The 22,818-nt window shown below is 65.6% G+C and carries 25 protein-coding genes and 1 tRNA gene; 9 read left to right on the forward strand and 17 right to left on the reverse strand.

Annotation, left to right across the window (positions count from 1 at the left end):
* Positions 1 to 161 precede the first annotated feature (161 nt).
* From FG94_RS02325 to FG94_RS02350, 6 genes are all read right to left on the reverse strand, one after another.
* Positions 162 to 533: a YciI family protein gene (locus tag FG94_RS02325; RefSeq protein WP_036206545.1), complete on the reverse strand. Its 372-nt coding sequence runs from the start codon at positions 531 to 533 to the stop codon at positions 162 to 164.
* 32 nt (positions 534 to 565) lie between these two features.
* Positions 566 to 1,360, reverse strand: a complete 795-nt coding sequence (locus FG94_RS02330; RefSeq protein WP_051996042.1) for a hypothetical protein — start codon at positions 1,358 to 1,360, stop codon at positions 566 to 568.
* A 99-nt stretch (positions 1,361 to 1,459) separates the two neighbouring features.
* A complete protein-coding gene (locus FG94_RS02335) occupies positions 1,460 to 3,316 on the reverse strand; it encodes a PhoH family protein (protein ID WP_036206547.1) in 1,857 nt (618 codons plus the stop codon).
* Positions 3,317 to 3,562: 246 nt separating this feature from the next.
* Positions 3,563 to 4,033: a peroxiredoxin gene (locus FG94_RS02340; protein ID WP_081925735.1), complete on the reverse strand. Its 471-nt coding sequence runs from the start codon at positions 4,031 to 4,033 to the stop codon at positions 3,563 to 3,565.
* Between the two features lie 173 nt (positions 4,034 to 4,206).
* On the reverse strand, positions 4,207 to 4,581 hold the full coding sequence (locus tag FG94_RS02345; protein WP_036206549.1) for an SMR family transporter: 375 nt from the start codon (positions 4,579 to 4,581) through the stop codon (positions 4,207 to 4,209).
* Positions 4,582 to 4,678: 97 nt separating this feature from the next.
* The gene (locus tag FG94_RS02350; protein ID WP_036206552.1) at positions 4,679 to 5,059 is read right to left on the reverse strand and encodes an Mth938-like domain-containing protein; all 381 of its coding nucleotides are present in this window, start codon (positions 5,057 to 5,059) and stop codon (positions 4,679 to 4,681) included.
* Between the two features lie 229 nt (positions 5,060 to 5,288).
* Here FG94_RS02350 and FG94_RS02355 point away from each other — a divergent pair, with 229 nt between their 5' ends.
* Together FG94_RS02355 and FG94_RS02360 are read left to right on the forward strand one after the other, a co-directional pair.
* Positions 5,289 to 6,515, forward strand: a complete 1,227-nt coding sequence (locus FG94_RS02355) for a pyridoxal phosphate-dependent aminotransferase (protein WP_036206554.1) — start codon at positions 5,289 to 5,291, stop codon at positions 6,513 to 6,515.
* 136 nt (positions 6,516 to 6,651) lie between these two features.
* The gene (locus FG94_RS02360; RefSeq protein ID WP_036206557.1) at positions 6,652 to 7,980 is read left to right on the forward strand and encodes a homoserine dehydrogenase; all 1,329 of its coding nucleotides are present in this window, start codon (positions 6,652 to 6,654) and stop codon (positions 7,978 to 7,980) included.
* Between the two features lie 106 nt (positions 7,981 to 8,086).
* Here FG94_RS02360 and FG94_RS27790 read toward each other — a convergent pair whose 3' ends face one another.
* The gene (locus tag FG94_RS27790) at positions 8,087 to 8,269 is read right to left on the reverse strand and encodes a hypothetical protein (protein ID WP_036206560.1); all 183 of its coding nucleotides are present in this window, start codon (positions 8,267 to 8,269) and stop codon (positions 8,087 to 8,089) included.
* Positions 8,270 to 8,525: 256 nt separating this feature from the next.
* Between FG94_RS27790 and FG94_RS02370 the strand changes: the two genes are divergently transcribed.
* Positions 8,526 to 10,421 (forward strand): MFS transporter, encoded by a 1,896-nt coding sequence (locus FG94_RS02370; protein WP_036206563.1) that lies wholly within the window; start codon positions 8,526 to 8,528, stop codon positions 10,419 to 10,421.
* A 76-nt stretch (positions 10,422 to 10,497) separates the two neighbouring features.
* Positions 10,498 to 11,082: a hypothetical protein gene (locus FG94_RS27045; protein WP_152570814.1), complete on the forward strand. Its 585-nt coding sequence runs from the start codon at positions 10,498 to 10,500 to the stop codon at positions 11,080 to 11,082.
* 38 nt (positions 11,083 to 11,120) lie between these two features.
* Here FG94_RS27045 and FG94_RS27585 read toward each other — a convergent pair whose 3' ends face one another.
* The 10 genes from FG94_RS27585 to FG94_RS02415 all read right to left on the reverse strand — a co-directional run bounded on the left by FG94_RS27585 (position 11,121) and on the right by FG94_RS02415 (position 18,714).
* Positions 11,121 to 11,261 carry a hypothetical protein gene (locus FG94_RS27585; RefSeq protein ID WP_161783930.1) on the reverse strand — a complete coding sequence of 47 codons (141 nt, stop codon included), beginning with the start codon at positions 11,259 to 11,261 and terminating at the stop codon, positions 11,121 to 11,123.
* 202 nt (positions 11,262 to 11,463) lie between these two features.
* Positions 11,464 to 11,540, reverse strand: a tRNA-Pro gene (locus FG94_RS02375).
* A 109-nt stretch (positions 11,541 to 11,649) separates the two neighbouring features.
* A complete protein-coding gene (locus FG94_RS28025) occupies positions 11,650 to 12,432 on the reverse strand; it encodes a glycosyltransferase family 9 protein (RefSeq protein ID WP_229445827.1) in 783 nt (260 codons plus the stop codon).
* A gap of 364 nt (positions 12,433 to 12,796) precedes the next feature.
* A complete protein-coding gene (locus tag FG94_RS02385) occupies positions 12,797 to 13,363 on the reverse strand; it encodes an HAD-IIIA family hydrolase (protein ID WP_036206567.1) in 567 nt (188 codons plus the stop codon).
* The gene (locus tag FG94_RS02390; RefSeq protein ID WP_036206570.1) at positions 13,360 to 14,106 is read right to left on the reverse strand and encodes an SDR family oxidoreductase; all 747 of its coding nucleotides are present in this window, start codon (positions 14,104 to 14,106) and stop codon (positions 13,360 to 13,362) included. The genes FG94_RS02385 and FG94_RS02390 overlap by 4 nt, the downstream gene beginning before the upstream one ends.
* 17 nt (positions 14,107 to 14,123) lie before the next feature.
* A complete protein-coding gene (locus FG94_RS02395) occupies positions 14,124 to 15,536 on the reverse strand; it encodes a glycosyltransferase (RefSeq protein ID WP_229445828.1) in 1,413 nt (470 codons plus the stop codon).
* Entirely contained in the window at positions 15,533 to 16,504 is a 972-nt protein-coding gene (locus FG94_RS02400; RefSeq protein ID WP_036206573.1) for a glycosyltransferase family 4 protein, read from the reverse strand. The genes FG94_RS02395 and FG94_RS02400 overlap by 4 nt, the downstream gene beginning before the upstream one ends.
* 7 nt (positions 16,505 to 16,511) lie before the next feature.
* Complete coding sequence (locus FG94_RS02405; protein WP_036206575.1) at positions 16,512 to 17,501, reverse strand: glycosyltransferase family 2 protein; 990 nt, start codon at positions 17,499 to 17,501, stop codon at positions 16,512 to 16,514.
* Positions 17,502 to 17,707: 206 nt separating this feature from the next.
* On the reverse strand, positions 17,708 to 18,025 hold the full coding sequence (locus tag FG94_RS02410; protein WP_036206578.1) for a hypothetical protein: 318 nt from the start codon (positions 18,023 to 18,025) through the stop codon (positions 17,708 to 17,710).
* The gene (locus tag FG94_RS02415) at positions 18,022 to 18,714 is read right to left on the reverse strand and encodes a hypothetical protein (protein WP_036206580.1); all 693 of its coding nucleotides are present in this window, start codon (positions 18,712 to 18,714) and stop codon (positions 18,022 to 18,024) included. The genes FG94_RS02410 and FG94_RS02415 overlap by 4 nt, the downstream gene beginning before the upstream one ends.
* A gap of 329 nt (positions 18,715 to 19,043) precedes the next feature.
* Here FG94_RS02415 and FG94_RS02420 point away from each other — a divergent pair, with 329 nt between their 5' ends.
* From FG94_RS02420 to FG94_RS02440, 5 genes are all read left to right on the forward strand, one after another.
* Positions 19,044 to 19,355, forward strand: a complete 312-nt coding sequence (locus FG94_RS02420; protein WP_036206582.1) for a KGG domain-containing protein — start codon at positions 19,044 to 19,046, stop codon at positions 19,353 to 19,355.
* A 177-nt stretch (positions 19,356 to 19,532) separates the two neighbouring features.
* Complete coding sequence (locus FG94_RS02425) at positions 19,533 to 19,898, forward strand: hypothetical protein (RefSeq protein ID WP_051996052.1); 366 nt, start codon at positions 19,533 to 19,535, stop codon at positions 19,896 to 19,898.
* Positions 19,899 to 20,036: 138 nt separating this feature from the next.
* Positions 20,037 to 21,158, forward strand: a complete 1,122-nt coding sequence (locus tag FG94_RS02430; protein ID WP_036206587.1) for a M14-type cytosolic carboxypeptidase — start codon at positions 20,037 to 20,039, stop codon at positions 21,156 to 21,158.
* 9 nt (positions 21,159 to 21,167) lie between these two features.
* Complete coding sequence (locus tag FG94_RS02435) at positions 21,168 to 21,641, forward strand: CYTH domain-containing protein (RefSeq protein ID WP_036206589.1); 474 nt, start codon at positions 21,168 to 21,170, stop codon at positions 21,639 to 21,641.
* A complete protein-coding gene (locus FG94_RS02440; RefSeq protein ID WP_036206591.1) occupies positions 21,638 to 22,801 on the forward strand; it encodes a serine hydrolase in 1,164 nt (387 codons plus the stop codon). The genes FG94_RS02435 and FG94_RS02440 overlap by 4 nt, the downstream gene beginning before the upstream one ends.
* Positions 22,802 to 22,818: the final 17 nt, after the last annotated feature.

The following is a 22,818-nucleotide window of genomic DNA, read 5'->3' on the forward strand; positions in this document are numbered from 1 at the left end:
CGAATGGGACGCCGGAATTTCGACATCACGGCCGAAATATTTTTCGTCACTGCGATATGGAATTGGATCCCGGCCTGCGCCGGGATGACGGCTCATGAGCTGGTGGAAGAAGTAGCATGTCGTCCCGGCGAAGGCCGGGACCCAATTTTGCGTGCTGGCAGTTAGCGGTCGAAGCAGGGCGCCAGGCCGCGCACCTCCACCGTCGCCCACTCCGCCGCTGGACACTGCTGCGCCAGCGCGATCGCTTCTTCGCGGGTGTCGACATTGACCAGGAAGAAGCCGCCGACCATCTCCTTGGCCTCGGCGAACGGCCCGTCGACGATGCGCGCCTTCCCCGGTCCGGCGCCCCCGGCCGGGACGCTCACGCGCACCGCCTTGTCTTGCGAGGCCAGCGATTCCGCCCCCAGCAGCAGGCCGCGGCTGCGCAGGTCTTCGCCCCAGCGCAGCATGCGCTCGTAGACGGCGCGCCCCTCGGCCTCGCTGCGGGTGGCGCGCTGGCCGACGGGTTCATGGATCAACAGCATGTGCGGCATCGGACTCTCCTCGGTGGATGAACGCGGCTATTCTATGCTGCCTTCTGGCCGCCGGCACGCTGCGGCGCGCAAAGACGCTGCATGCCCCATTTGACGCCCAATTGCACCACCAGTGCGGCGCCGGTCGCCAGCAGGAAGGCCAGGCCGATCGGCTGCGAACCCAGCAGCAGCGACAGCACCAGGCAGAACACGGCAAAGGCATAGTAGCCGTTGACCATGCCGCGCAGCAGCGCCACCGCGAAGCCCGGACCGTTGGCACGGTGCGAGAAGCCGACCAGCACCGTGCTCATCACCGGGAACATCGCGAACAGGCCGGACAGGCGCGGCCCGAGGCTCGCGGCGGCGTAGCTGACGCTCAGCGACAGCAGGGCGCCGGCCAGCATGCGCCAGGGCAGGTCATTGGCGGGTTTGACGGCGGCGGCCGGCGCCGGCGCCGGACCGAACAGGCGCGGCGCCCCCAGGAGCGCAATCACGACGGCGGCGAAGCCGGCCCACAGCGGCAGCTGGACGGGCTGGGCCTGCAGCACCAGCACGGCCACGCCGTAGGCGAGCAGGGCGGCGACCATGGCGCGCGGCATGCCGAGGTGGGCGCAGCGCGCGTAGGCGACGCTGAAGACCAGGATGGCCAGCACCGCCAGCAGCGTGTTGCCGGCCGCGCTGGCGGCGAAGGCCGGACCCTGTTCGAGCGAGATCACCAGCAGGATCGGGCCGGAGACGATGGGAAAGGCGGACAGCCAGCCGGCCAAGCCCGGCCCCCAGCGGCGGCCGGCCAGGGTGACGAGGGCGATCAGGATCGGTACGAGCAGGAGTTTCAGCAGGAAGATCATGCGTGGTGAATAGTCGGTAGAAATGAAAAACGCCCGCCAGGTGGCGAGCGTTCCGGATGCCGCCTGCCTTCAACGGGCAGGCGATGGATGAGGACCGGCTTACAGCACGTCGCTGGCGTGGTCCGCCAGGCGCGAGCGTTCGCCGCGCGCCAGGGTGACGTGGCCGCTGTGGCTCCAGCCCTTGAAGCGGTCGACCACGTAGGTCAGGCCGCTCGAGCCCTCGGTGAGGTAAGGCGTGTCGATCTGGGCGATGTTACCGAGGCACAGGATCTTGGTGCCGGGACCGGCGCGCGTGACCAGGGTCTTCATCTGCTTCGGCGTCAGGTTCTGCGCCTCGTCGATGATGAGGAACTTGTTCACGAAAGTACGGCCGCGCATGAAGTTCAGGGACTTGATCTTGATGCGCGAACGGATCAGGTCCTGGGTCGCGGCGCGGCCCCAGTCGCCGCCGTCGCTGTCGGACTTCATCAGCACTTCGAGGTTGTCGTCGAAAGCGCCCATCCACGGCGACATCTTCTCTTCCTCGGTACCAGGCAGGAAGCCGATGTCCTCGCCCACCGGCACGGTGACGCGGGTGACGATGATCTCGTTGTACTGCTTGGTCTCCAGCACCTGGGCCAGGCCCGCGGCCAGCGCCAGCAGGGTCTTGCCGGTACCGGCCTGTCCCAGCAGGGTGACGAAGTCGCACTCCGGGTTCATCAGGAGGTTGAGCGCGAAGTTCTGCTCGCGGTTGCGCGCCGTGATGCCCCACACGTTGTTCTTGTTGTGGCTGTAGTCGCGCAGGGTCTGGAACACGGCGGTCTTGCCGTTGATCTGTTTTACCTGGCCATAGAAGGGCGCTTCGCCGCCCCGCGGCTCGATGAACACGAACTGGTTCACGAGCAAGGTCGGGATCACCGGACCGGTCACGCGGTAATAGGTGGCCGAATTGCCGTTCTTGTTTTCCTGCCAGGACTCCATGTCCTTGCCGTGCTTGTTCCAGAAATCGTCCGGCAGCTGGACGATGCCCGAGTACAGCAGGTCGGTGTCTTCCAGCACATGGTCGTTGAAGTAATCCTCGGCCGGCAGGCCCAGCGCACGCGCCTTGATGCGCATGTTGATGTCTTTCGACACCAGCACGATGGCGCGGCCGTCCATCCGGTCTTCGAGTGCGCGGACGACGCCCAGGATCTGGTTGTCGGCCTTGCCCTCGGGCAGGCCTTCCGGCAGGGGTGCGGAATCCAGGTTGGTCTGGAAGTACAGGCGCCCCCTGGCATCCTTGTTGCCCAGCTTGGCCAGCGGGATGCCGGCCTCGATGGCGTCGTCGTCGACGTTGGCGATCAGGGCGTCGAGGGTGCGCGCCACCTGGCGGGCGTTGCGCGCGACTTCCGACATGCCCTTCTTGTGGTTGTCGAGCTCCTCGAGCGTCATCATCGGCAGGTAGACGTCGTGTTCCTCGAAGCGGAACAGCGAGGTCGGGTCATGCATCAGGACGTTGGTGTCGAGCACGAAGACCTTGGTGGTGCCGCTGCGATCGGCCTTGCGGCTGGTGGACGACTTGACGTTGACTTCGACCGGCTTGTGCTTGGCCGGATGCGGCTGGTCGGCATCGAGCTCGCGCAGGCGTGCGCCGACGCCGTCCTTGGACTTGCGCGCCGGGCCCTTGGCCAGCGGGGCTTCGCCGGTAGGCGCTTCGGCGGCGGGTGCGCTAACGACGTCGACGGGGGCGGTGCCGGTCGTGCCCGCGGCAATGCCGGCAAGGGCGGCATCATTGGCGGCCGGGGCGGCGGCGGCCTTGGCCTTGCGTGCCCGGGTCGCCTTCGGCGTCGGCACGGCCTGGCCGCTGATCAATTCTTCGAGTTCGGCGTCGGCCGTCGCGGACGCCGGGCGCACGGGCGACTTGCCCGGTTCGGCCTTGGGATAATCTTTTGCCAGCAGCATGGTCGCTGGCTTGTTTGGCATTTTTGGCAGTGGCATCAGGTTCTCGATTCGAAAAAGGACTTAATAGGACGTGCGGGCGCAGCACGGGGCGCGCCGCTGCACGAAAACGATGCTACTTGGGGATGGTGCTGTGGCTGGCGATGCCAGCTTGAGGGCTGCAGCCGGAGGATGCCGGTCCGGCAGCAGCGGGAAGAATAATGCTGATGAGATACGCGGTGACTCAAAATAGGTGGCAATGTCCAGCAAAGTTATCGGTAACTGGGTTGCTGGAGCCATCCGTTTTCAAGGCTGGCTCTTCAGAAATTCCAGCACTTCGGCCACGTGGTCGTTGACTTTCACGCCACGCCATTCTTTCACCAATCGGCCTTGAGCGTCAATGATAAACGTACTGCGCTCAATGCCGCGCACTTGTTTGCCGTACATGTTTTTCATCTTCATGACACCGAACTGCGCGCAGACCGCTTCTTCCGGATCCGAGATCAGTTCGAAGGGCAGGCCCAGCTTGCCCTTGAAGTTTTCGTGCGAGCGCAGGGAATCGCGGCTGATGCCGTAGATCTCGGCATGCGCGGCCTGGAACTCCGGATAGGCCTCGCGGAAGGCGATGCTCTCGGTGGTGCAGCCCGGCGTGTTGTCCTTCGGATAGAAGTACAGCACGGTATACTTTGCCGGACGACCAGCCAGCTCGAAGGTCTGGCCTCCCGTCATGGGGGCGGAAAAGTTGTCGATGGTAGCGGCGGTTTGGCTCTCGGCCACGGGATTCTCCTGGTGTCATGGCGCACTGGCGCCGGGTCCCTGCAGGGCAGCGGATACCGGAATGATAATCGGCGCGGCCGCGCCTTGCTAGTCCGTATTGACGTCGACAATGCAGGTTTCACCCCGCAATATAGCGGGCGTTTTCATTTCTTCAAGATGCAAAACGGAAATATTTAGCTGCGCGCCAGCAGCACCACGCCCAGCACGATCACCGCGAGCGCCAGCATGCGCTGCGGCGAGATGACTTCACCCAGGAACATCCAGGCGCCCACCGCGCCGATCACGTAGCCGAGCGAGAGCATCGGATAGGCGACCGTGACGTCGGTGCGCGACAGGCCCAGGATCCAGACCACCAGCGATACGCCGTAGCACAGCATGCCGATCACGATCGGCCACTGGGTGGCCACCTTGAGGCCGGTCATGAACCAGTTGTCGCGGGTGAGGTGGATGGCGCCGCCGAGGGCGTTGGTGCCGGCCTTGAGCAGCAGCTGGGCGGCGGCGTTCAGGATGACGCCGGTGATGATGAAGGCGAAAGCCGATGCGTTCATGTTGATGATGGCTTGGTGTGGGTTAGGGGATGGCACGAGCGCAGGCACACCGCGCGGCAGGGCGCGGCGAGAATCCGGCGCGGCAGGGCGGGGGGGCTCAGACGCCGCTGCCGATGATGAGGGCCAGCGTGACCTTGCGGCCTTCGCCCATCAGCACGTTATAGGTGCGGCAGGCGGCCTGGTTGTCCATGCAGTCCACGCCGACGTGCATGCTCGACAGGCTGGCCACCAGTTTCGGGTGGATGAAACGCTGGCGCTCGCCGGTGCCGAGCACCACGACGTCCGGGGCATCCTTGGCGATTTCCTCGAAATGGGCGGGCGTCAGGTCTTCGAAACGGGTCACGTTCCAGGGACGCGGCGGCACTTCCGGCAGGACGGTCAGGCTGAAGTTGAAACGCTGGGCGTTGATCTCGACACCGCTGGCGTCATAACCGGTGACGGTCTGGTACTGCTGGGTATTGTCGGAATGGAGCTTCATCGTAGCGCGGATGGCAATGACATCGAAACATCCATTGTAACCGGAGAGCCGGGCCGCCCCGCACGCCGGAAGGGTGGACGGCAAGCTGCGATCTTCCAGAAGCCATTCGGCAGGATTTTATTCGGCCGGGAAGGGGTGAGGTTGCTTAAATCGGGCGCTTTCGGCAGAATGGGTATTTTTCGCACTGCAACAAATGTGCAGGCGCGAGACCTAGCTCACAGGGGACACTTTGCGACCGATCCTGAAATCGAACAAGCTGGACGACGTCTGCTACGAAATCCGCGGCCCGGCCCTGGAAAAGGCCCGCGAGATGGAAGACGACGGCCAGAAGATCATCAAGCTGAACATCGGCAACCTGGCCGTGTTCGGCTTCGATCCGCCCGACGAGATCGTGCACGACATGATCCGCAACATGCACGGCGCGGCCGGCTACACCGACTCCAAGGGCATGTTCGCGCCGCGCAAGGCGGTGATGCACTATACCCAAAGCAAGAACATCGAGGGTGTCGGCATCGATGACATCTACCTGGGTAATGGCGCGTCGGAACTGATCGTGATGGCCATGCAGGGCCTGCTGAACAACGGCGACGAAGTGCTGGTGCCGGCGCCCGATTACCCCTTGTGGACCGCGGCGGTGAGCCTGGCCGGCGGCAACCCGGTGCACTACGTGTGCGACGAGCAGGCCGGCTGGCTGCCCGACATCGAGGACATGCGCCGCAAGATCACGCCGAACACGCGCGCGATCGTGGTCATCAACCCGAACAACCCGACCGGCGCCCTGTACCACCGCGAGGTGCTGCTCGAGATCGTCGAACTGGCGCGCCAGCACGGCCTGATCATCTACGCCGACGAGATCTACGACAAGACCCTGTACGACGGCGCGGAGCATGTCTCGATCGCCTCGCTGGCCGACGACGTGCTGTTCCTGACCCTGAACGGCCTGTCGAAGAACTACCGCTCCTGCGGCTACCGCGCCGGCTGGATGGTAGTCTCCGGCGACAAGCGCCACGCCAGGGGCTATATCGAGGGCCTGAACATGCTGGCCTCGATGCGCCTGTGCGCCAACGCGCCGGGCCAGTTCGCGATCCAGACGGCCCTCGGCGGTTATCAAAGCATTGCCGACCTGGTCGGCCCCGGCGGGCGCCTGCTGAAACAGCGCGACCTCGCGCACAAGCTGCTCACCGATATTCCGGGCGTGTCCTGCGTCAAGCCAAAAGCGGCGCTGTACATGTTCCCACGCCTCGACCCGAAGATGTACCCGATCGCGGACGACCAGCAGTTCATCTGCGAACTGCTGTCCGAGGAAAAAGTGCTGCTGGTGCAAGGCACCGGCTTCAACTGGATCGCCCCGGACCATTTCCGGCTGGTGTTCCTGCCCAATTCCGACGACCTGACGGATGCCTGCGGACGCATTGCGCGCTTCCTCGACGGCTACCGACGGCGCCATGCGCGCTGAGGGTGTGAAAAATTCGTCCATGGCTGCGTTGCCTCGTCTCGCCGTACTATCGTACTGTCTTCGACTCGGCGCCTTGCCCTGGCCGTTTTTTCACACCCTCTAAACCCTCAGGTTGAACTTAACGAGATACGAGATCATGAAACCCATCAAAGTAGGCCTCCTGGGCATCGGCACCGTCGGCGCCGGCACCTTCAACGTTCTTCAACGCAACCAGGAGGATATCCGCCGCCGCGCCGGCCGCGGTATTGAGATTACGATGGTGGCGGCGCGCAACCTGGAGAAGGCGCGCGGGATCGTCGGCGCCGGCGTGGAAGTCGTCGGCGACCCCTTCGCCGTGGTGAACCACCCGGACATCGACATCGTTGTCGAGTTGATCGGTGGCTACGACTTGCCGCGTGAACTGGTGCTCAAGGCAATCGCCAACGGCAAGCACGTAGTGACCGCGAACAAGGCGCTGCTGGCCCTGCACGGCAACGAAATCTTTGCCGCGGCCCAGGAAAAGGGCGTGATGGTGGCCTTCGAGGCGGCGGTCGCCGGCGGCGTGCCGATCATCAAGGCGCTGCGCGAGGGCCTGACCGCCAACCGTATCGAATCGGTGGCCGGCATCATCAACGGCACCACCAATTTCATCCTCTCGGAAATGCGCGAGAAGGGGCTGGATTTCGCCACCGTGCTCAAGCAGGCCCAGGAGCTGGGCTATGCCGAGGCCGACCCGACCTTCGACATCGAGGGCGTGGACGCGGCGCACAAGCTGACCATCATGTCGGCGATCGCCTTCGGCATCCCGGTGCAGTTCGACAAGGCCTACATCGAGGGCATCAGCCAGCTGCAGGCGCGCGACATCCGCTACGCCGAACAGCTCGGCTACCGCATCAAGCTGCTGGGCATCGCGCGCCGCACCCATATCGAAGGGGAAAACGGCGGCGAAGGCATCGAGCTGCGCGTGCACCCGACCCTGATCCCGGCGGCGCGCCTGATCGCCAACGTGGAAGGCGCGATGAACGCGGTGCTGGTGCAGGCCGACGCGGTCGGCGCTTCGCTGTACTACGGCAAGGGCGCGGGTTCCGAGCCGACTGCCTCGGCGGTAATTGCCGACCTGGTCGACGTGACCCGCCTGGCCACCGTCGATCCGTACTGCCGCGTGCCGCACCTGGCCTTCCAGCCGAACGAGATGACCGACGTCGCCATCGTGCCGATGGCCGAGATCACCACCAGCTACTACCTGCGTGTGTATGTGAAGGACCAGCTCGGCGTGATGGCCGACCTGACCCGCATCCTGGCCGATGCCGGCATCTCGATCGACGCGGTGCTGCAGAAGGAGCCGGGCGACCAGGTCAACCTCGACATCATCCTGCTGACCCACCAGACCCGCGAGAAGAACATCATCGCGGCGATCGAGAAGATCGAGAAGCTGCCGGCGGTGATCGGCAAGGTCACGCGTATTCGCCTGGAAACCCTGGCCTGAGGAGGGATGCCGCCGCCAACTGACGGCTGCAACATGATTCGATTTTGCGGCATTGCTTGCAGAATCGAATCATTTTTTTTGCCCAGCCCTTTGAACCTATAGGTTCTTAGGTCTGGGGTAGGCCGAGCGGCTGCATCGCATGCGGGGGCAGGGCATCCTGCCAGGCTGGTGGCGCAGTGTCGTCATCGTCGATGAAGGCACAGGACAGGGCCAGCATGTCGTGTTCGATGTGGTCGAACAGCGCGGTTGTCACGCTGGCGTAGCGGAGGAGGAAGTCGGAAGAAGTCATCCGCGGATTCTACCTGCGCTGCGCTGCACAATCGTGTTGTATGTACGAGTGCTTGAGACGTTTCAATCAAGTTTATCAATGCCTCGGGTTGACATGGCGTGCCGCTTGAACCGTTCGGCGGTCTATGCTTTTTACCCATCCGGTATCGCCAGCCGACACTTTAGGAATTAATATCGGCAACGCAACAATAAAACAGGGTAATCCACCTGGTGAGCTGTTGTAGATTACGTCTTCCAATGTTCACGAGCCAACCCGCATGAGCCAACCGAGCCAGTTTTCCCTGCTGACCCAGCGCCGCTTCGGCCCCTTCTTCTGGACCCAGTTCTTTGGCGCCTTCAACGACAACCTGTTCAAGACCGCACTGCTGGTTGCGCTGACCTTCGACACGGCGAACTGGACCACGGCCGACCCGGGCATGCTGAACAACCTGATCGCCGGCCTGTTCATCCTGCCTTTCGTGCTGTTCTCGGCGACCTCCGGCCAGATCGCCGACAAGTTCGACAAGGGGCGCATGGCCAGGTTCGTCAAGCTGCTGGAAATCGCCATCATGCTGGTGGCCGGCATCGGCTGGCTGACCCATACGCTATGGGTCCTGATCGCCGCCGTGGTCGGCATGGGCCTGCACTCGACCCTGTTCGGTCCGGTCAAGTACGCCTACCTGCCGCAGCACCTGAAGTCCGACGAACTGGTGGGCGGCAATGGCGTGATCGAGATGGGGACCTTTGTCGGCATCCTGCTGGGCGAGGTCGCGGGCACGCTGCTGGTCGGGGTGAAACCCTGGGGCATCGAACTGGTCGCCGGCGGCACGCTGCTGTGCGCAGTGCTGGGCCTGGCCGCCAGCTGGCGCATTCCGCCCTCGCCGGCCCCGGTGCCTGAGCTGAAAATCAGCCGCAACCCCTTCGCCGAATCGATCCGCAACCTGAAGTTCTCGAGCCAGAACCGCACCGTGTTCCTGTCGATGCTGGGCAATTCCTGGTTCTGGTTCTACGGCGCGCTGGTGCTGTCGCAGTTCCCGCTGTACGCCAAGGATTACCTGCACGGCGACCACAGCGTGATCATGCTGCTCCTGACCGTGTTCTCGCTCGGGATCGGCGCCGGCTCGCTACTGTGCGAAAAGCTGTCGGGCCGCAAGGTAGAGATCGGCCTGGTGCCGTTCGGCTCGATCGGCCTGTCGGTGTTCGGCATCGACCTGTATTTCGCGAGCGTGGCCTATGCCGAGCTCAACGGCGCCGCGACCGTGGGCGCCCTCACGCTGCTCGGCCTGCCAGGCGCATGGCGCATCATGCTCGACCTGGTGCTGATCGGCGTGTTCGGCGGCCTGTTCATCGTTCCGCTGTTCGCCCTGATCCAGACCCGCTGCGACCAGAAGCACGTCTCGCGCACCATCGCCGGCATGAACATCCTGAATGCGCTGTTCATGGTGGCCGCCGCCGGCCTGGCCATCGTGCTGCTGGGGCAGGGCTTCACGATTCCCGAGATGTTCCTGGTGACGGCGCTGCTGAACGCCTGCGTGGCGGTGTACATCTTCTCGCTGGTGCCGGAATTCCTGATGCGCTTCCTGGCCTGGCTCCTGATTCACACCGGCTACCGCGTGCGCACCATCGACGCCGACCGCATTCCCGCGCAGGGCCCGGCGGTGCTGGTCTGCAACCACGTGAGCTATGTCGACGCGCTCGTCATCGGCGCCGCCAGCCCGCGCCCGATCCGCTTCGTGATGGACCACCGCATCTTCAGGACGCCTTTCCTGCGCTGGATCTTCCGCGCGGCCAAGGCGATCCCGATTGCGCCGGCCAAGGAAGACCCCTTCATGATGGAGCGCGCCTTTGTCGACATCGCCGAAGCGCTGCACCAGGGCGAGCTAGTGTGCATCTTCCCGGAAGGGAAGCTGACCCACACCGGCGAAATCAACGAGTTCCGCAGCGGGATCGCCAAGATCGTCGAGCGCAGCAAGGTGCCGGTGATCCCGATGGCGCTGCGCGGGCTGTGGGGCAGCGTGTTCACGCGCGATCCGTCGAACGTGTTCGAGCGCTCGTTCGCGCGAGGCATCCGTTCGAAGCTGGCGCTGGCGGTGGGGCAGCCGGTGGCGCCGGAGGCGGCGTCGCCGGAGTATTTGCAGCAGCAGGTGCTTGAACTGAGGGGCGAGTGGAAATAGGCAGGCCCACGGTGATCGTGAGTGGACCTTGGACGATTATTGAATCTCATCCTCATCCGCAAGCGCGAGGAGTCCGATGATGCGACCTTTCATTTTTGCTGCTGTCCTGTCCTGCTCTGCGTCGTCTGGCGTCATGGCCTGCGGGCCAGTTGCACCCGAGTTTTGGGAAGACTCGCCAAAGCGCGTGAAGTCTAATTTCGACAATGCGGAATTTGTGGTCGTTGCGCTTGTCAGCGACGTCAGAAATGTATCGGTCTCAGATAAGACATTCCCCCATTTTCCATCCGTCGTAGAGCGCGCCAGGTTTCGCGTTGAGCGCGCATTCAAAGGGAAACTGAGACCCGGCGATACGTTTATGATCGAGTCCGGCAAGACTTCTTGCGGGCGCGGGGTCTTGAGCGCGGATTGGGTCCCCCTGACATCCGGGGCAGAGTTGCCGCGAGCCGACTACCCAAAACGATGGCTCATCTATTACACGTCGACGTCGTTCATGCCAGATGCCCCCGTCCAGCCTCCGGCTTTTGAAATCAGCGTATCACGGCAGAGCATGCCAGTTGACTATGCGTTCTATGACCTGGAGCTACTAACGAAGTTTGCCGGGTCATGGACACGGCAGGCGCACCAGTACAAACGCACACAAGCTCAGCCGCCACGCCGCTAGCTCACATTAGTGCCAGGGCGGGCGCATCCATTACATCATCAGGATGCGTTCGGTAGCGACTTCTGCTGCTTGTTTTGCTTGTAGAAGAACAAGCCCATGGTTGCCGTTGCTAGCACAAGAAGAACGCTTGTAGGGTCGACGGTGACGTTGACGCGAACATCTACTTTGACGTCTTTCATATCTTTCCTCGATGCGTAGTTGAGTCTCGCTGAATGCGGCAATGCATTTCGAGCTCAAGCATAGCATGGGCTGTTGACCGAACGAGTTCGGCTTGACGATCAAGGGATGGCGGGAATCGGCAGCGCCATGCTTCGTGAGAGCGCATGGCTGACGCGGAAAAGCAAAAGGCCAACCGATGGTTGGCCCTACTCATTGATTTGTTGGTCGGGGCGAGAGGATTCGAACCTCCGACCCCCTGCACCCCATGCAGGTACGCTACCAGGCTGCGCTACGCCCCGACGAACTCTGAAATTATATCAGAGCTCGTCCAAATACTTGAGTTTTTGTAATAGGTTTGTGCTCAGTTTTTTGCGCTTTCGCATACGGCCCACGTCAATACGGCCTCCGCTAGGCGAAGGCAAGGGCCGCGTCGTCCGTGCGCGCGGGCCTGTTCGGGGCGGCCGCCAGCAGCTCCACGGCGGCCTCCAGCACGGTGCGCGGCGCAAGTAGATCCAGGCAGGCATGGTGGCTCTGCGGGCAGCTGCTGCGCAGGCAGTTGCGGCAGCTGACATCATGAAACAGCAGGCGGTGCGCCACGCGCCACGGGGTGTGCTGGGGATTGGTCAAGGCATACAGGTCGACCAGCGGCGTGCCGACGGCGGCCGCGATGTGGGCCGGCCCGGTGTTGCCGGTGATGAGCAGGCTTGCGCCGCGGATCAGTGCCCCCAGTTCCCCCAGTCCGAGCTTGCCGATCAGGGAATGCGCAGGGCTGCGCCAGCCCTCGGTCAGCGGGCGCAGCGCCTCGACGTCGCTGCCGTCGCCTGTGAGGATGAGCTTGTGGCTGAACTGCCTGCGCAGCATGCCGATCAAGACCAGCCAGTGGCGGACGGGATAGCGGCGCGAGGCGGCGCTGGCTCCCGCATGCAGCACCAGGTAGGGCGCGGTCGGATCGACCGCTGCTTCCTCGAGCATGGTATTGATGCGCGAGGCGTCCGCCGCCGCGACGGCGAAGGACAGCGCGGTGTCGGAAGTCGCGCAGCCGACATCGGCGACCAGGTCGAGCTGGCGCTGCACTTCGTGGCGGGTCGCCCGTTCGCGCTCGCGCTCCGGCACCCAGTGGGTGAGCAGCTGGTAAGGGTTTTCGCGACAGGAGGCCAGGCGCAAGGGAACGCCGGCCAGCTGGCACAGCATCGCGGCCGGCAGGGGCTTTGCGAGTACGACGTAAACATGACGGCGGCATCGAAGTGCTGGGCAGCGAGCTTTGAGGCGCATTCCTGCAGCGCTTGCGCACCAATGGCGTGGTCGTGCTTCATCCATGGGGCGCGAAAACTGATCGCAGCGTCGAGCTCGGGGATGTAAGGTGCCGCCGCCACGCCCGACGGGGAGCTGAGCAGGGTCAGGTGGCAGCCCGGCAGGGATTGGCGCAGGGCCCGGATCGCCGGCGTGCACATGAGTACGTCGCCCAGCGAATCGAGCCGGACGCACAGGATGCGCCGTGCGGCCTGCCAGGGTCGTGGCGACTGGGCGTTGACGGGCGCCTCCTCGTGTACCAGTCTCACAGCCGCGCCTCCTCGTGCGAGGCGATCAGCACGGCCGCCGCATACAGGTCGGGCGCCATCCGGGTAGGCACGCGGCGCGGGCCGAGCCGCCATTCGGTCTCATTGCCGTTGTCGATCAGGAGCGTTCGGCAGCCGGCGCGGTTGCCGGCTTCGACGTCGTGCAGGATGTCGCCGATCATCCAGGATTCGCGCAGGTTGATGTCGTGGTCGTGCGCTGCCTTGATGAGCATGCCGGGCGAGGGCTTGCGGCAGGCGCACACCATGGCGTAGCTGCCGACGGTGCCCAGCGGGTGGTGGGGGCAGTAATAGAAGCCGTCCAGCGACAGGTTCTCGCGGAACAGCAGGTCGGCCAGGCGGTCGGCGACCGGTCCCATGGCGTCTTCGCCGAAGCAGCCGTGCGCGATGCCGGACTGGTTGGTCACGACGAAGAAGCGGTAGTCGAGCCGGGCCAGCAGCCGCAGGGCGGCGCCGGCGCCGCTCACCAGCTGGATCCGGCGCGGCTCGATGTTATAGGGCAGGTCTTCGACCAGGGTGCCGTCCTTGTCGAGGAAGATCGCTTTCATGGCCAGGAGGTTTCGCGCAGCGGCAGGACGGTGAGTTCGGCGACCACCGTGGCGGGCGGCAGCACCAGCACGGAATGGATGGCCTCGGCGACGTCGGCCGGGTCTTGCAGGCTGTCGGCATCGAGGTCGGGAAAACGGTCGAGCAGGAAGGGCGTGCGCATGCCGCCGGCGATCACGGCGGTGACGCGGATGTTTTCCGGCCGCAGTTCGGCGTGCAGGGCGTGCGACAGGCCCAGCAGGCCCCATTTGCTGGCGTGGTAGGCGCTGGCGTTGGGCCAGGCGCGCTTGGCGGCGGTGGAGGCGATGTTGACGATGTGGCCGCCGCCGTGGCGGCGCATGGCGCCGGCCGCGTACTTGGACAGCAGGAAGGGCGCCGTCAGGTTGGTGCCCACTACGCGCAGCCAGTCCTGGTCCGCGAGTTCCGCGATCGGCAGGGTGACGTCGGTGCCGGCATTGTTGACGAGGATGTCGAGGCGGCCCAGCACGTCGACGGCATGCTCCACCACGCGCGGCGCCACTGTCGGGTCGGCGATGTCGACGCCCAGGGCGTGCGCCTGCACGCCCAGTTCGCGCAGCTGCGCCATGTTGTCGGCCAGGCGCGCGGCCTGCCGGTCGACCCCGAAGATGCTGGCGCCGGATGCCGCCAGGCGGCGTGCCATGGCGGCGCCCAGGCCGCTGGCGGCCCCGGTCACCAGTACGACCTTGCCTTGCAGGGAAGGATGCTGCTGCGTCGAGTTACTCATGGGCTCCTCAGGGTGACTTAGTTGGGATAGGCTGCGGCCTCGGCCGCGGGCCGGGTGGCATCGAGCACGTCGGCGTAGATGGCGGCCAGCTGGGTGGCGACGTGGCGCCAGGTGTAGTGTTCGCAGGCGCGGCGGCGCCCGGCCTCGCCCATCGCGCGCGCCAGCTCGGGATGGCGGTGCAGGCGCGCCAGGCGGTCGGCTAGCGCCGCCGGGTCGCGCGAGGGAATCAGGAAGCCGGTCACGCTGTCGTTGACGGTGCTCTTGATGCCGCCCACCTCGGCGCCGATCACGGGACGGGCACAGGCCATCGCCTCGACCGGGGTGATGCCGAAGGGTTCGTACCAGGGCGTGCTGGCGAAGACGTTGGCGGCGCTGTAGTAGTCGCGCAGCACGGCGCGCGGCTGCTGGCCCGTGAAGCGTACGTGTGTCGCGATGCCGAGGTCGGCCGCCACGCTGTGCAGGCGCGCCAGCTCGAGGCCGTCGCCACTGCTGGCGCCGACCTGGCCGCTGATGTCGCCGCCCACCACCAGCAGCTGCGCGTCGACGCCGTAGCGGTAGCGCAGCATGGCCACCCCCTGGATGACGGTGTCGACGCCCTTGCGCGGCACCATGCGCCCTAACTGGAGCACGATGAAGCGGCCTTCGTCGAGGCCCAGGCGGGCGCGCGCTTCAAGCATCGGCACCGGCCACAGTTCGTCGGGCGCGAAGCCGCAGGGCGTGATGGCGATGCGCGAGAGCGGCGCGCCGTAGAGCCTTTCCATGTCGTAGCGGTCTTGCGGGCATTCGGCGATGATGCGGTCGGCCGCGCGCATCAGCGCGGCTTCGATGCGCATGCGCTCCGTGGGGAAGGCGTCGGCCGTGCCCTGCGCCAGGCGCCGGACCCTGCCCAGCGCATGGAAGGTGATGACGAAAGGTAGTCCGAGCGCCGCCTTCAGGTGCTGGGCGACCATGCCCGACATGAAGAAGTTGGCGTGCGCGATGTCGTAGGCGGCCGGCTGGCGCCGTGCGAAGCGCGTGACGTAGCGCGAGAATGCATCGATGTGCGGCAGCAGCTGTTCCTTCGGCACGTAGCGCGGCGGCCCGGCCGGCACGTGGATGACGCGGATGTTTTCCAGCCAGTGCACCACCTGGCGCTGCTCGGGGGCGTCGCGGCGCGTGAACACGTCGACCAGGTGCCCGGCGCGCGCCAGTTCGCGTGCGAGCTGGGCCACGTAGACGTTCTGGCCGCCGCAGTCGACGCTGCCGGGTGCGGCCAGCGGCGACGCGTGGTCGCTGATGATGGCGATGCGGCGTGCACCGGCGCCGCCCGCGGCCAGGGAGGGCGGGGTGAGCGGGTGTCCGTCCACCTGCATCGCCGCCTCGGCCGCCGCTGCCTGCGCCGCTGCCATTGCTGCCACGTTCGCCGCGGCCTGGACTTCATCGAGTTTCATACATGCTCCTGCCGGGCCGTGCCCAGGCCGGTGACGTGGCGCAGCGCGGCATCCCAGTCGCTGCTGAAGCGGCCGATCGAAAAACGGTCGCGTGCGGTACGGCGGGCGCCTTCACCGAGGTGGCGGGCCAGTCCCGGATCGTCGAGCAAGGCCTGCATGTGCCCGAGCAGCGGTTCCAGCGAGGTCGCCGTGTAGCCGGACACGCCGTTCTCGATGACGGTGGCCATTTCGGCGGTGGCGAAGCTGACTACCGGGAGCCCGGCCATCATGGCCTCGATGACGCCCAGGCCCAGGCTCGAATAGCGGATCGGGCTGAACAGGAAGCGGTAGCGCGCCATGAAGGCGGGCAGCTGGGCGTGCTCGATTTCACCGAGCCCGCCGAGTTCCTGTGCGGCCATGCCGACCAGGTCGAGCGGCACCGTCCGGCGCGCTTGCAGGAACAGGTCGGGCCCCATGCGCCGGCCGCGCCGTGCCAGGTGGTTGGTGACCACCAGGCCGCGCGCCAGCTCGCCGCTGTAGTGCAGCTCGTGGGGCGCCGGCACGCCATGCTCGATCACGCGCACGGGCGTGCGCCCGCTGTCCCACATGAGGGCGTTGAACGGGGTGACGTGCACCAGCAGCACGCCCGGATCGTCGACGGGATGGCGTGTGTTGGTGGGGTGGGCCAGCGGCGGATCGTGTTCGAGGTAGATGCGCGGCAGCGCCCGCTGTGCCGGCGCCAGGTACTCGTACTGGTCTTTCTCCCACTGGTGATCGTCCTGGAACAGGATGCAGTCGAATTCGTGGTGGCGCGCGTGCTCGACCGGGAGGTCGTGCACGTTGTCGCGCCAGGGCATGCTGCCGCAACGGCCGCCATAGCCGGGTGGACAGCCCGGTTTGGACAGGACGTAGAAATCGTGCGGCGCGTGCGACAGGTAGTGCAGGTAGCTGCCGTGGGTGTGCCAGGTGAGGACCTTCAGTCTGCGCATGGCGGCCTCAGGCGAAACGGACGCGGTAGCGCACCGCGCCGGCCAGGCGCCAGAACACGGCCAGCGGCGGCAGCAGCGCCGAGGTGATGACGATGTCGGCCACGTGCGCCGGCGTGTGCGCGACGCCGCGCAGCCGGTGTGCGCACAGGCGGCCGGTGAGCAGCAGCCACCCCGCGAAGGCCAGGCCGGCCAGCAGCGGCAGGCCGGCCAGCAGCCCGGCCACGGCGAGCAGCAGCACGCCGACGATCGCGTAGTGGTCCCAGCGCGGGCGCGCCTCGACTTTCTGGCGGTACAGGGCCGGATGCTTCTTGTAGAGCAGGGCGTCGAACACCGCATGGCGGATCTGCAGCAGGCTCGCGCCCCAGGGCGCCGGGCGGACCGGATGGACCACCAGGGCGCGCGGCGCGCGCACGATGGTCACGCCGTGTTCCAGCAGGCGGAAATACATGTCCGCATCGCTGCCGCGCGGCACGCTGAAGCGCTCGTCGAAGCCGTCGAGCCGCTCGAGCGCGGTCTTGCGGAAGAAGCAGCTGGCGCTGGTGAAGTCGGCGGCCTCGTGCCCGTGGGCACTGCGCTGGTATTCGGTCGGACGGGCCGGAACCGGGGTCTGGATGCGTCCGCAGACCACGTCGGCGTCGTCGCGGAAGGCCGCCAGGCCCTCGGCTAGCCAGCCCGGTTCCGGCACTGCGTCGTCGGTCGTGAAGGCAACGATGGGCGCGCGCGCGGCGCGCCAGCCGCGGTTGCGGCTCGATGCCGGACCGACCGGCCCCGGGTTGGCGACGTAGGACAGGCGCGGGCCGCGCTCGAGCGTGCGGGTGCGCCAGCCGGCGACCAGGTGCAGGGTGTTGTGGTTGGGCTCATCGTCGACGACGATGATTTCGACCTGGTGCGGATCGAACTGCTGGCGCATCAGCGCGTCCAGGCAGCGGTCGAGCAGGTCCATGCGGCCACAGGCGGGCACCACCACCGAAACCGCGAGCGTTGCGTCTTCCGTCATGATTCGTCTCCGCGTACTCTCGTTGCACGTGCACCGTCACCGCTGCCCAATAAATTCGGCGGACAACGAGACGTGTCGAGTGCGGTTGGAGTCGAGCGGGAACGGACGGGTTCCGTCAGGATCTTGCGGCTTGGAGGTGCATCAATGTTCGGCCCGGATGGGGCCAGCGGAGGGAGGGGGGCGGCAGGGCCGCCCCCGATGGCAGCTTACTGGCGCGAAAAACCGGTGTCGTCGTCCATCTTGCGGTCGCCCGCCAGGCGGTTCGCACCGGCCGGGCTCTTGGGCAGCCCGCCGGCGACGTCGTTCGATTCATGCACCGGGTTCTTTTCCGCCTTCACGCTCTGGCCCGGCTTCCAGGCCTCGTCCTCGGTGCGCGGGCCGCTGTTGCCGGGGCTGCGCGGCAGGCCGCCGCTCACGTCGTTCGACTTGTGCGGCTCGGCCTTGCCTTCGCTGCCCGCCGGTCCGGTCTGCGAACCGTTGCGGTCGGTGCTCGATTGCCGGTTCTGGTCGTTTTGCTGGTTCATTCCTTGCTCCTTTGCTGGTTCACGGGATGCGGCCCGACCGCCATGCCGGTGCCTTCGACCTTGCCCGCCGCGCTTTGCCGGTTGCCGTAGCCGACTTCGGCGGTCGTGCCCTGGGACTGGTAGGTTCCGGGCGCGACGCCGTGGTGGCGTCCGAGCGAGCCGCCCTGCAGTTCGGGCCGGGCCGCGCTAGGCTGGGCCGGATCGTGGGGATTCATTGCATGCACATCCTGGCTGTGGCCCTGCTGGTTGGCCGGGTGGGCGCGCAGGTCGGTGCCGGAATGCTTGTCGCGGTGGCCGACCGGCTGCTCCAGCAGCCCCCAGGCGCCGGAGCGCTGTTCCATCTGGCGCTGGTGGCTGTCGGTGATGCCTTGTTGCGGGCCCGAGCCGCCGGTCTGCTGGCTCTGCATCGAGCCGCCCGGCAGGTCGTCCGGGACGGCATGGGGCAGGGTGGTCTCGTAGTCGGCGCGGCCGCCGTCTTCGGCAGCCACTTCCTGCCGGTCCATATGCGACGGGTCCTGGTCAGGATGCATTTCGTTCTCGCCGCGGATGGTCCCCTGCTGGCCCGGACCCTGCGGATAGGTATGGTCCAAGGGGCCGCTGGTGGTATTGCCCTTGGCGCCGGGTGTCCATTTTTCGTTCGCGCCGTTATTGGTCTGGTTATTGACCTCGCTACGTTGGTTCGCGTCCATATCGACTCCTTTCGCTGTGTCGGTGCGGCGCACGCACGCCGTCTTGTAGCGCTATGATGCGCGCGTTCACGCTAATACAGTATAGGAAGGGGTAGGGGGGCTGTGTAGGACGGATACTGAAGGGCTTGTTGACTACTGGAAGTACATTTTCATTAATGCATTTTCTGTCGCGTGAATTCCTACAAAGTCATCTGAAAGCGTCCTATACCAGCATTCATCAGTGCTACCTAAGATGATTTCGCCGGTCACTCATCGGGCTTCGAGTTTGCCCGGCAACAGCCTGCCGCAGGACGCGGCGGTTCATAAAGCGTACAAGGGAGAAGATCATCATGGCCTCAAGCAATCAAGGTAACAAGCAAGGCAGCAATCAGGGCGGCAACAGCCAGAGCAGCGGCACCCGCAACCGCGGTTTCGCTTCGATGGATCCGGCCCGCCAGCGCGAAATCGCCAGCCAGGGCGGCAAGGCCGCCCACGCCAAGGGTACGGCCCACGAGTTCACCTCGGAAGAAGCCCGCCGTGCCGGTAGCATGAGCCACGGCAACCGTCAGTCGGCCAATGCCGGCTCGGGTGGCCCGTCGCGTGCAGCCTCCGCAAAAGGCGGCCGCAACTCGCAGGGCGGCGGCCGCGGGTCGAAAGAGTGATGTCACGGCTCCCGCAAGGCGGGAGCCAGTGGCAGAACGGATACGGGGAGCGCGAGCTCCCCGTTTTGTTTGTGACACGGCAATGGGATGCGGTAGAATCGCTGCGCCTTTTTCAACCTTTTCCCTAGGAATATCGTCGTGAAACCTGCGGTAATTCGTCAAGTCAAGAGCATGGCCATGTCCTGCGATCGCGTCGGCAACCTGTTGCTGGTCAAGTTTGCCTGCAAGGGCGCCAGCGACGTCCAGCTCTATGTGCCGGCAACCATCGTGTTCTGGCTGCTCAAGCACCTGCCGGTCAATCGTGACCCGAACCTGGTACCGCCTCCCCCTTGCGCGCCGGTGAGCCAGCAGGACTGGGATCATCCCTACACCCCGCGCGCCGAGTTCGTGCAGTGCAAGGAATTGCCCGGCACGCTGCGCATGAACTTTGCGTCGAACGCCAAGGAAGACCTGACCGTGGTGCTGGACCGCAGCAACGTCGAACTGATGCGTCAGATCATGCTGATGTACAGCAAGGACCTGATCGACCTCGACGCGCAGTAATCGCGCTACGGTAGACCACCGGCGCAGCCGGGCAGGGCACGGCAGCGCCGGGCCTCGTCCGCTCGCCTCACGTGGCGCATCGCTGCACGCATCCCTGCAGTATGATGCGCTTCTTTGAACGGACAAAGAGGATTCGCCATGCCCATCAAAATCAGCCAGGCCTTCGACTCCGGCGCCATCGAGGTCGTGCGCGCCGACGGCCCCAAGGCAATCGACCTGAACCTGCGCGCGGATTCGCACGCCGACATCCACCAGTGGTTCCACTTCCGCCTGCAGGGCGCGCGCGGCCAGGCCTGCGCGATCCGCTTCCTGAACGCCGGCCAGGCCACCTACCCGAAGGGCTTCGAGGACTACCAGGTCGCCGCCAGCTACGACACCGAGAACTGGTTCCGCGTGCCGACCAGTTTCGACGGCCAGGTGATGACGATCAACCACACGCCGGAACTCGACAGCATCTACTACGCCTACTTCGAGCCCTACACCTGGGAGCGCCACCTGCGCCTGCTGGGCGAAGTGGCGGAGAACCCGATCGCGCGCGTGCACGACATCGGCACCACGATCGACGGCCGCGACATGAACCTGGTCGTGATCGGCAATCCGCAGGCGGAAAAGAAGATCTGGGTGATCGCGCGCCAGCACCCGGGCGAGACCATGGCCGAATGGTTCGTGGAAGGCATGATGGATGCGCTGCTGGACAATGCCAACCCGGTGTCGCGCAAACTGCTGCAGCGCGCCGTGTTCTACATCGTGCCGAACATGAACCCGGACGGCTCGGTACGCGGCAACCTGCGCACCAATGCGGCCGGCGCCAACCTCAACCGCGAATGGATGACGCCTTCGCCCGAGCGCAGCCCGGAAGTGCTGTGCGTGAAGAACAAGATCCACGAAACGGGCGTCGACATGTTCTTCGACATCCACGGCGACGAGGCGTTGCCGTACAACTTCGTGGCGGGCAGCGAGATGCTGGCCGACTTCACTCCGGAGCGCCTGGACGAGCAGAACGCCTTCATCCAGCGCTACATGGCGGCCAGCCCGGACTTCCAGAACGTCTACGGCTACGCGGCCAGCAAGTACAACGAAGAACTGCTGACCCTGGCCTCGAAGTACATCGGCCACACCTTCAAGTGCCTGTCGCTGACCCTGGAAATGCCTTTCAAGGACAACGCCAACCTGCCCGACCCGCACACCGGCTGGAACGGCGCGCGCAGTGCGGCGCTGGGCGCGGCGATCCTGACGCCGATCCTGCAGACGCTGGACTGAAGGCAGGCCATGGGCGTCGAGATCGAACGCAAGTTCCTGCCCAGCGGCGATGGCTGGCGCCAGCTCGGGGAGCCCGTGCTGCTGCGCCAGGGCTACCTGTGCTCCGACCCGGAGCGCACGGTGCGCGTGCGCATCGAGGGCGAGACAGGAGCGCTCACCATCAAGAGCAAGGGCAGCGGCGTGCGCCGCGGCGAGTGGGAATATCCGATTCCCCTGCCTGAGGCGCAGGAGCTGCTCGACACCCTGTGCGAGCGCCCGCTCGTCGAAAAATACCGGCGCCGCATCGAGCACGCCGGCTTCACCTGGGAAATCGACGAATTCCTGGGCGAGAACGCCGGCCTGGTGGTGGCCGAGATCGAGCTGCCCTCCGAGGACACGGTGTTCGACAGGCCCGACTGGATCGGCCAGGAGGTCAGCGGCGACAAGCGCTACTACAACTCCAGCCTGATCCGTTTTCCATATTCACAGTGGACTCATCCATGATTCGTGTTTCACGTCGCGGCGTGCTCGTCTTGGGCCTCGCCGCGCTGCTGCCGGCGCTCGCCGGTTGCGCCGCAACAGCAACAAACTCTGCAAGCGCAAGCTATTTCCCGCCCGCCGGCGAGTGGTCCCGCAAGTCGCCCGCCGAACTCGGCATCGACGCCAAGGCCCTGGCCGCCGCCGTGCAGTTCGCGCAATCGCGCGAGACCACCCGCGCAGTGGATTTCTCGGACCAGGACGCCACTTTCGGGACCCGCCTCGGCTCGATGCCGACCGAGCGCGCCCGCACCAACGGGCTGGTGATCTACAAGGGCTATGTGGTCGCCGAATTCGGCGACACGCAGTTTGTGGACCCGACCTATTCGGTGGCCAAGAGCATGCTGGCAACGGTTGCCGGCGTCGCCGTGCGCGACGGACGCATCGCGCTCGACGAACCGGTGGGCAAGCGTGTAACCGACGGCGGTTATGCATTGGGCCGCAATGCGCAAGTCACCTGGAAGCAGCACCTGCAGCAGGAAAGCGAGTGGGAGGGCAGCCTGTGGGGCAAGAACGCCGACTTCGTCGGCAAGGACGCCTTCGGCGCCGGCGAGCGCAAGCCGCGCGCCCTGCAGGCCCCGGGCAGCTTCTACGAGTACAACGACGTGCGCATCAACCGCTTCGCCTTGTCGCTGCTGCGCGTGTTCGACCAGTCGGTGCCGCAGGTGTTCAAGCAGGGGGTGATGGACCCGATCGGCGCCTCCAACAGCTGGAAGTGGGTGCCCTACCATAACAGCTATGTCGAACTGAACGGCAAGCAGGTAGCTTCTGTCAGCGGCGGTACGCGCTGGGGCGGCGGCATGTGGATCAATTCCTGGGACATGGCGCGCTTCGGCTACCTGTGGCTGCGCGGCGGCGAGTGGCAGGGCAAGCAGGTGCTGCCGGCGTCCTACGTGAAGGAAGCCCTGACGCCAAGCGCGCATGGTCCGGACTACGGCTACCTGTGGTGGCTGAATACCAAGGGCAAGAACCTGCCGGGCCTGCCGGCGAATGCCTATGCCGCACTGGGCGCGGGCAGCAATACCATCGTCGTGTCGCCCGACCACGACCTGGTGATCGTGTGGCGCTGGCATGCCGGCAACCCGGCCGACTTCGCCAGCAAGGTCATCGCCAGCCTGCCGCGCTGATCCCTTCGCCGGGCTGC

It is taken from the genome of Massilia sp. LC238 (assembly GCF_000735635.1).
Lineage (GTDB): Bacteria > Pseudomonadota > Gammaproteobacteria > Burkholderiales > Burkholderiaceae_D > Telluria > Telluria varians.

Bases quoted from the DNA above. Each gene is read 5' to 3' on its own strand.
- FG94_RS02325 (WP_036206545.1), bottom strand. From the start codon at position 533: ATGCCGCACATGCTGTTGATCCATGAACCCGTCGGCCAGCGCGCCACC.
- FG94_RS02330 (WP_051996042.1), bottom strand. From the start codon at position 1,360: ATGATCTTCCTGCTGAAACTCCTGCTCGTACCGATCCTGATCGCCCTC.
- FG94_RS02335 (WP_036206547.1), bottom strand. From the start codon at position 3,316: ATGCCACTGCCAAAAATGCCAAACAAGCCAGCGACCATGCTGCTGGCA.
- FG94_RS02345 (WP_036206549.1), bottom strand. From the start codon at position 4,581: ATGAACGCATCGGCTTTCGCCTTCATCATCACCGGCGTCATCCTGAAC.
- FG94_RS02350 (WP_036206552.1), bottom strand. From the start codon at position 5,059: ATGAAGCTCCATTCCGACAATACCCAGCAGTACCAGACCGTCACCGGT.
- FG94_RS02360 (WP_036206557.1), top strand. From the start codon at position 6,652: ATGAAACCCATCAAAGTAGGCCTCCTGGGCATCGGCACCGTCGGCGCC.
- FG94_RS27790 (WP_036206560.1), bottom strand. From the start codon at position 8,269: ATGACTTCTTCCGACTTCCTCCTCCGCTACGCCAGCGTGACAACCGCG.
- FG94_RS02370 (WP_036206563.1), top strand. From the start codon at position 8,526: ATGAGCCAACCGAGCCAGTTTTCCCTGCTGACCCAGCGCCGCTTCGGC.
- FG94_RS27045 (WP_152570814.1), top strand. From the start codon at position 10,498: ATGATGCGACCTTTCATTTTTGCTGCTGTCCTGTCCTGCTCTGCGTCG.
- FG94_RS27585 (WP_161783930.1), bottom strand. From the start codon at position 11,261: ATGAAAGACGTCAAAGTAGATGTTCGCGTCAACGTCACCGTCGACCCT.
- FG94_RS28025 (WP_229445827.1), bottom strand. From the start codon at position 12,432: ATGCTGTGCCAGCTGGCCGGCGTTCCCTTGCGCCTGGCCTCCTGTCGC.
- FG94_RS02385 (WP_036206567.1), bottom strand. From the start codon at position 13,363: ATGAAAGCGATCTTCCTCGACAAGGACGGCACCCTGGTCGAAGACCTG.
- FG94_RS02390 (WP_036206570.1), bottom strand. From the start codon at position 14,106: ATGAGTAACTCGACGCAGCAGCATCCTTCCCTGCAAGGCAAGGTCGTA.
- FG94_RS02395 (WP_229445828.1), bottom strand. From the start codon at position 15,536: ATGAAACTCGATGAAGTCCAGGCCGCGGCGAACGTGGCAGCAATGGCA.
- FG94_RS02400 (WP_036206573.1), bottom strand. From the start codon at position 16,504: ATGCGCAGACTGAAGGTCCTCACCTGGCACACCCACGGCAGCTACCTG.
- FG94_RS02405 (WP_036206575.1), bottom strand. From the start codon at position 17,501: ATGACGGAAGACGCAACGCTCGCGGTTTCGGTGGTGGTGCCCGCCTGT.
- FG94_RS02410 (WP_036206578.1), bottom strand. From the start codon at position 18,025: ATGAACCAGCAAAACGACCAGAACCGGCAATCGAGCACCGACCGCAAC.
- FG94_RS02415 (WP_036206580.1), bottom strand. From the start codon at position 18,714: ATGGACGCGAACCAACGTAGCGAGGTCAATAACCAGACCAATAACGGC.
- FG94_RS02420 (WP_036206582.1), top strand. From the start codon at position 19,044: ATGGCCTCAAGCAATCAAGGTAACAAGCAAGGCAGCAATCAGGGCGGC.
- FG94_RS02425 (WP_051996052.1), top strand. From the start codon at position 19,533: ATGTCCTGCGATCGCGTCGGCAACCTGTTGCTGGTCAAGTTTGCCTGC.
- FG94_RS02430 (WP_036206587.1), top strand. From the start codon at position 20,037: ATGCCCATCAAAATCAGCCAGGCCTTCGACTCCGGCGCCATCGAGGTC.
- FG94_RS02435 (WP_036206589.1), top strand. From the start codon at position 21,168: ATGGGCGTCGAGATCGAACGCAAGTTCCTGCCCAGCGGCGATGGCTGG.
- FG94_RS02440 (WP_036206591.1), top strand. From the start codon at position 21,638: ATGATTCGTGTTTCACGTCGCGGCGTGCTCGTCTTGGGCCTCGCCGCG.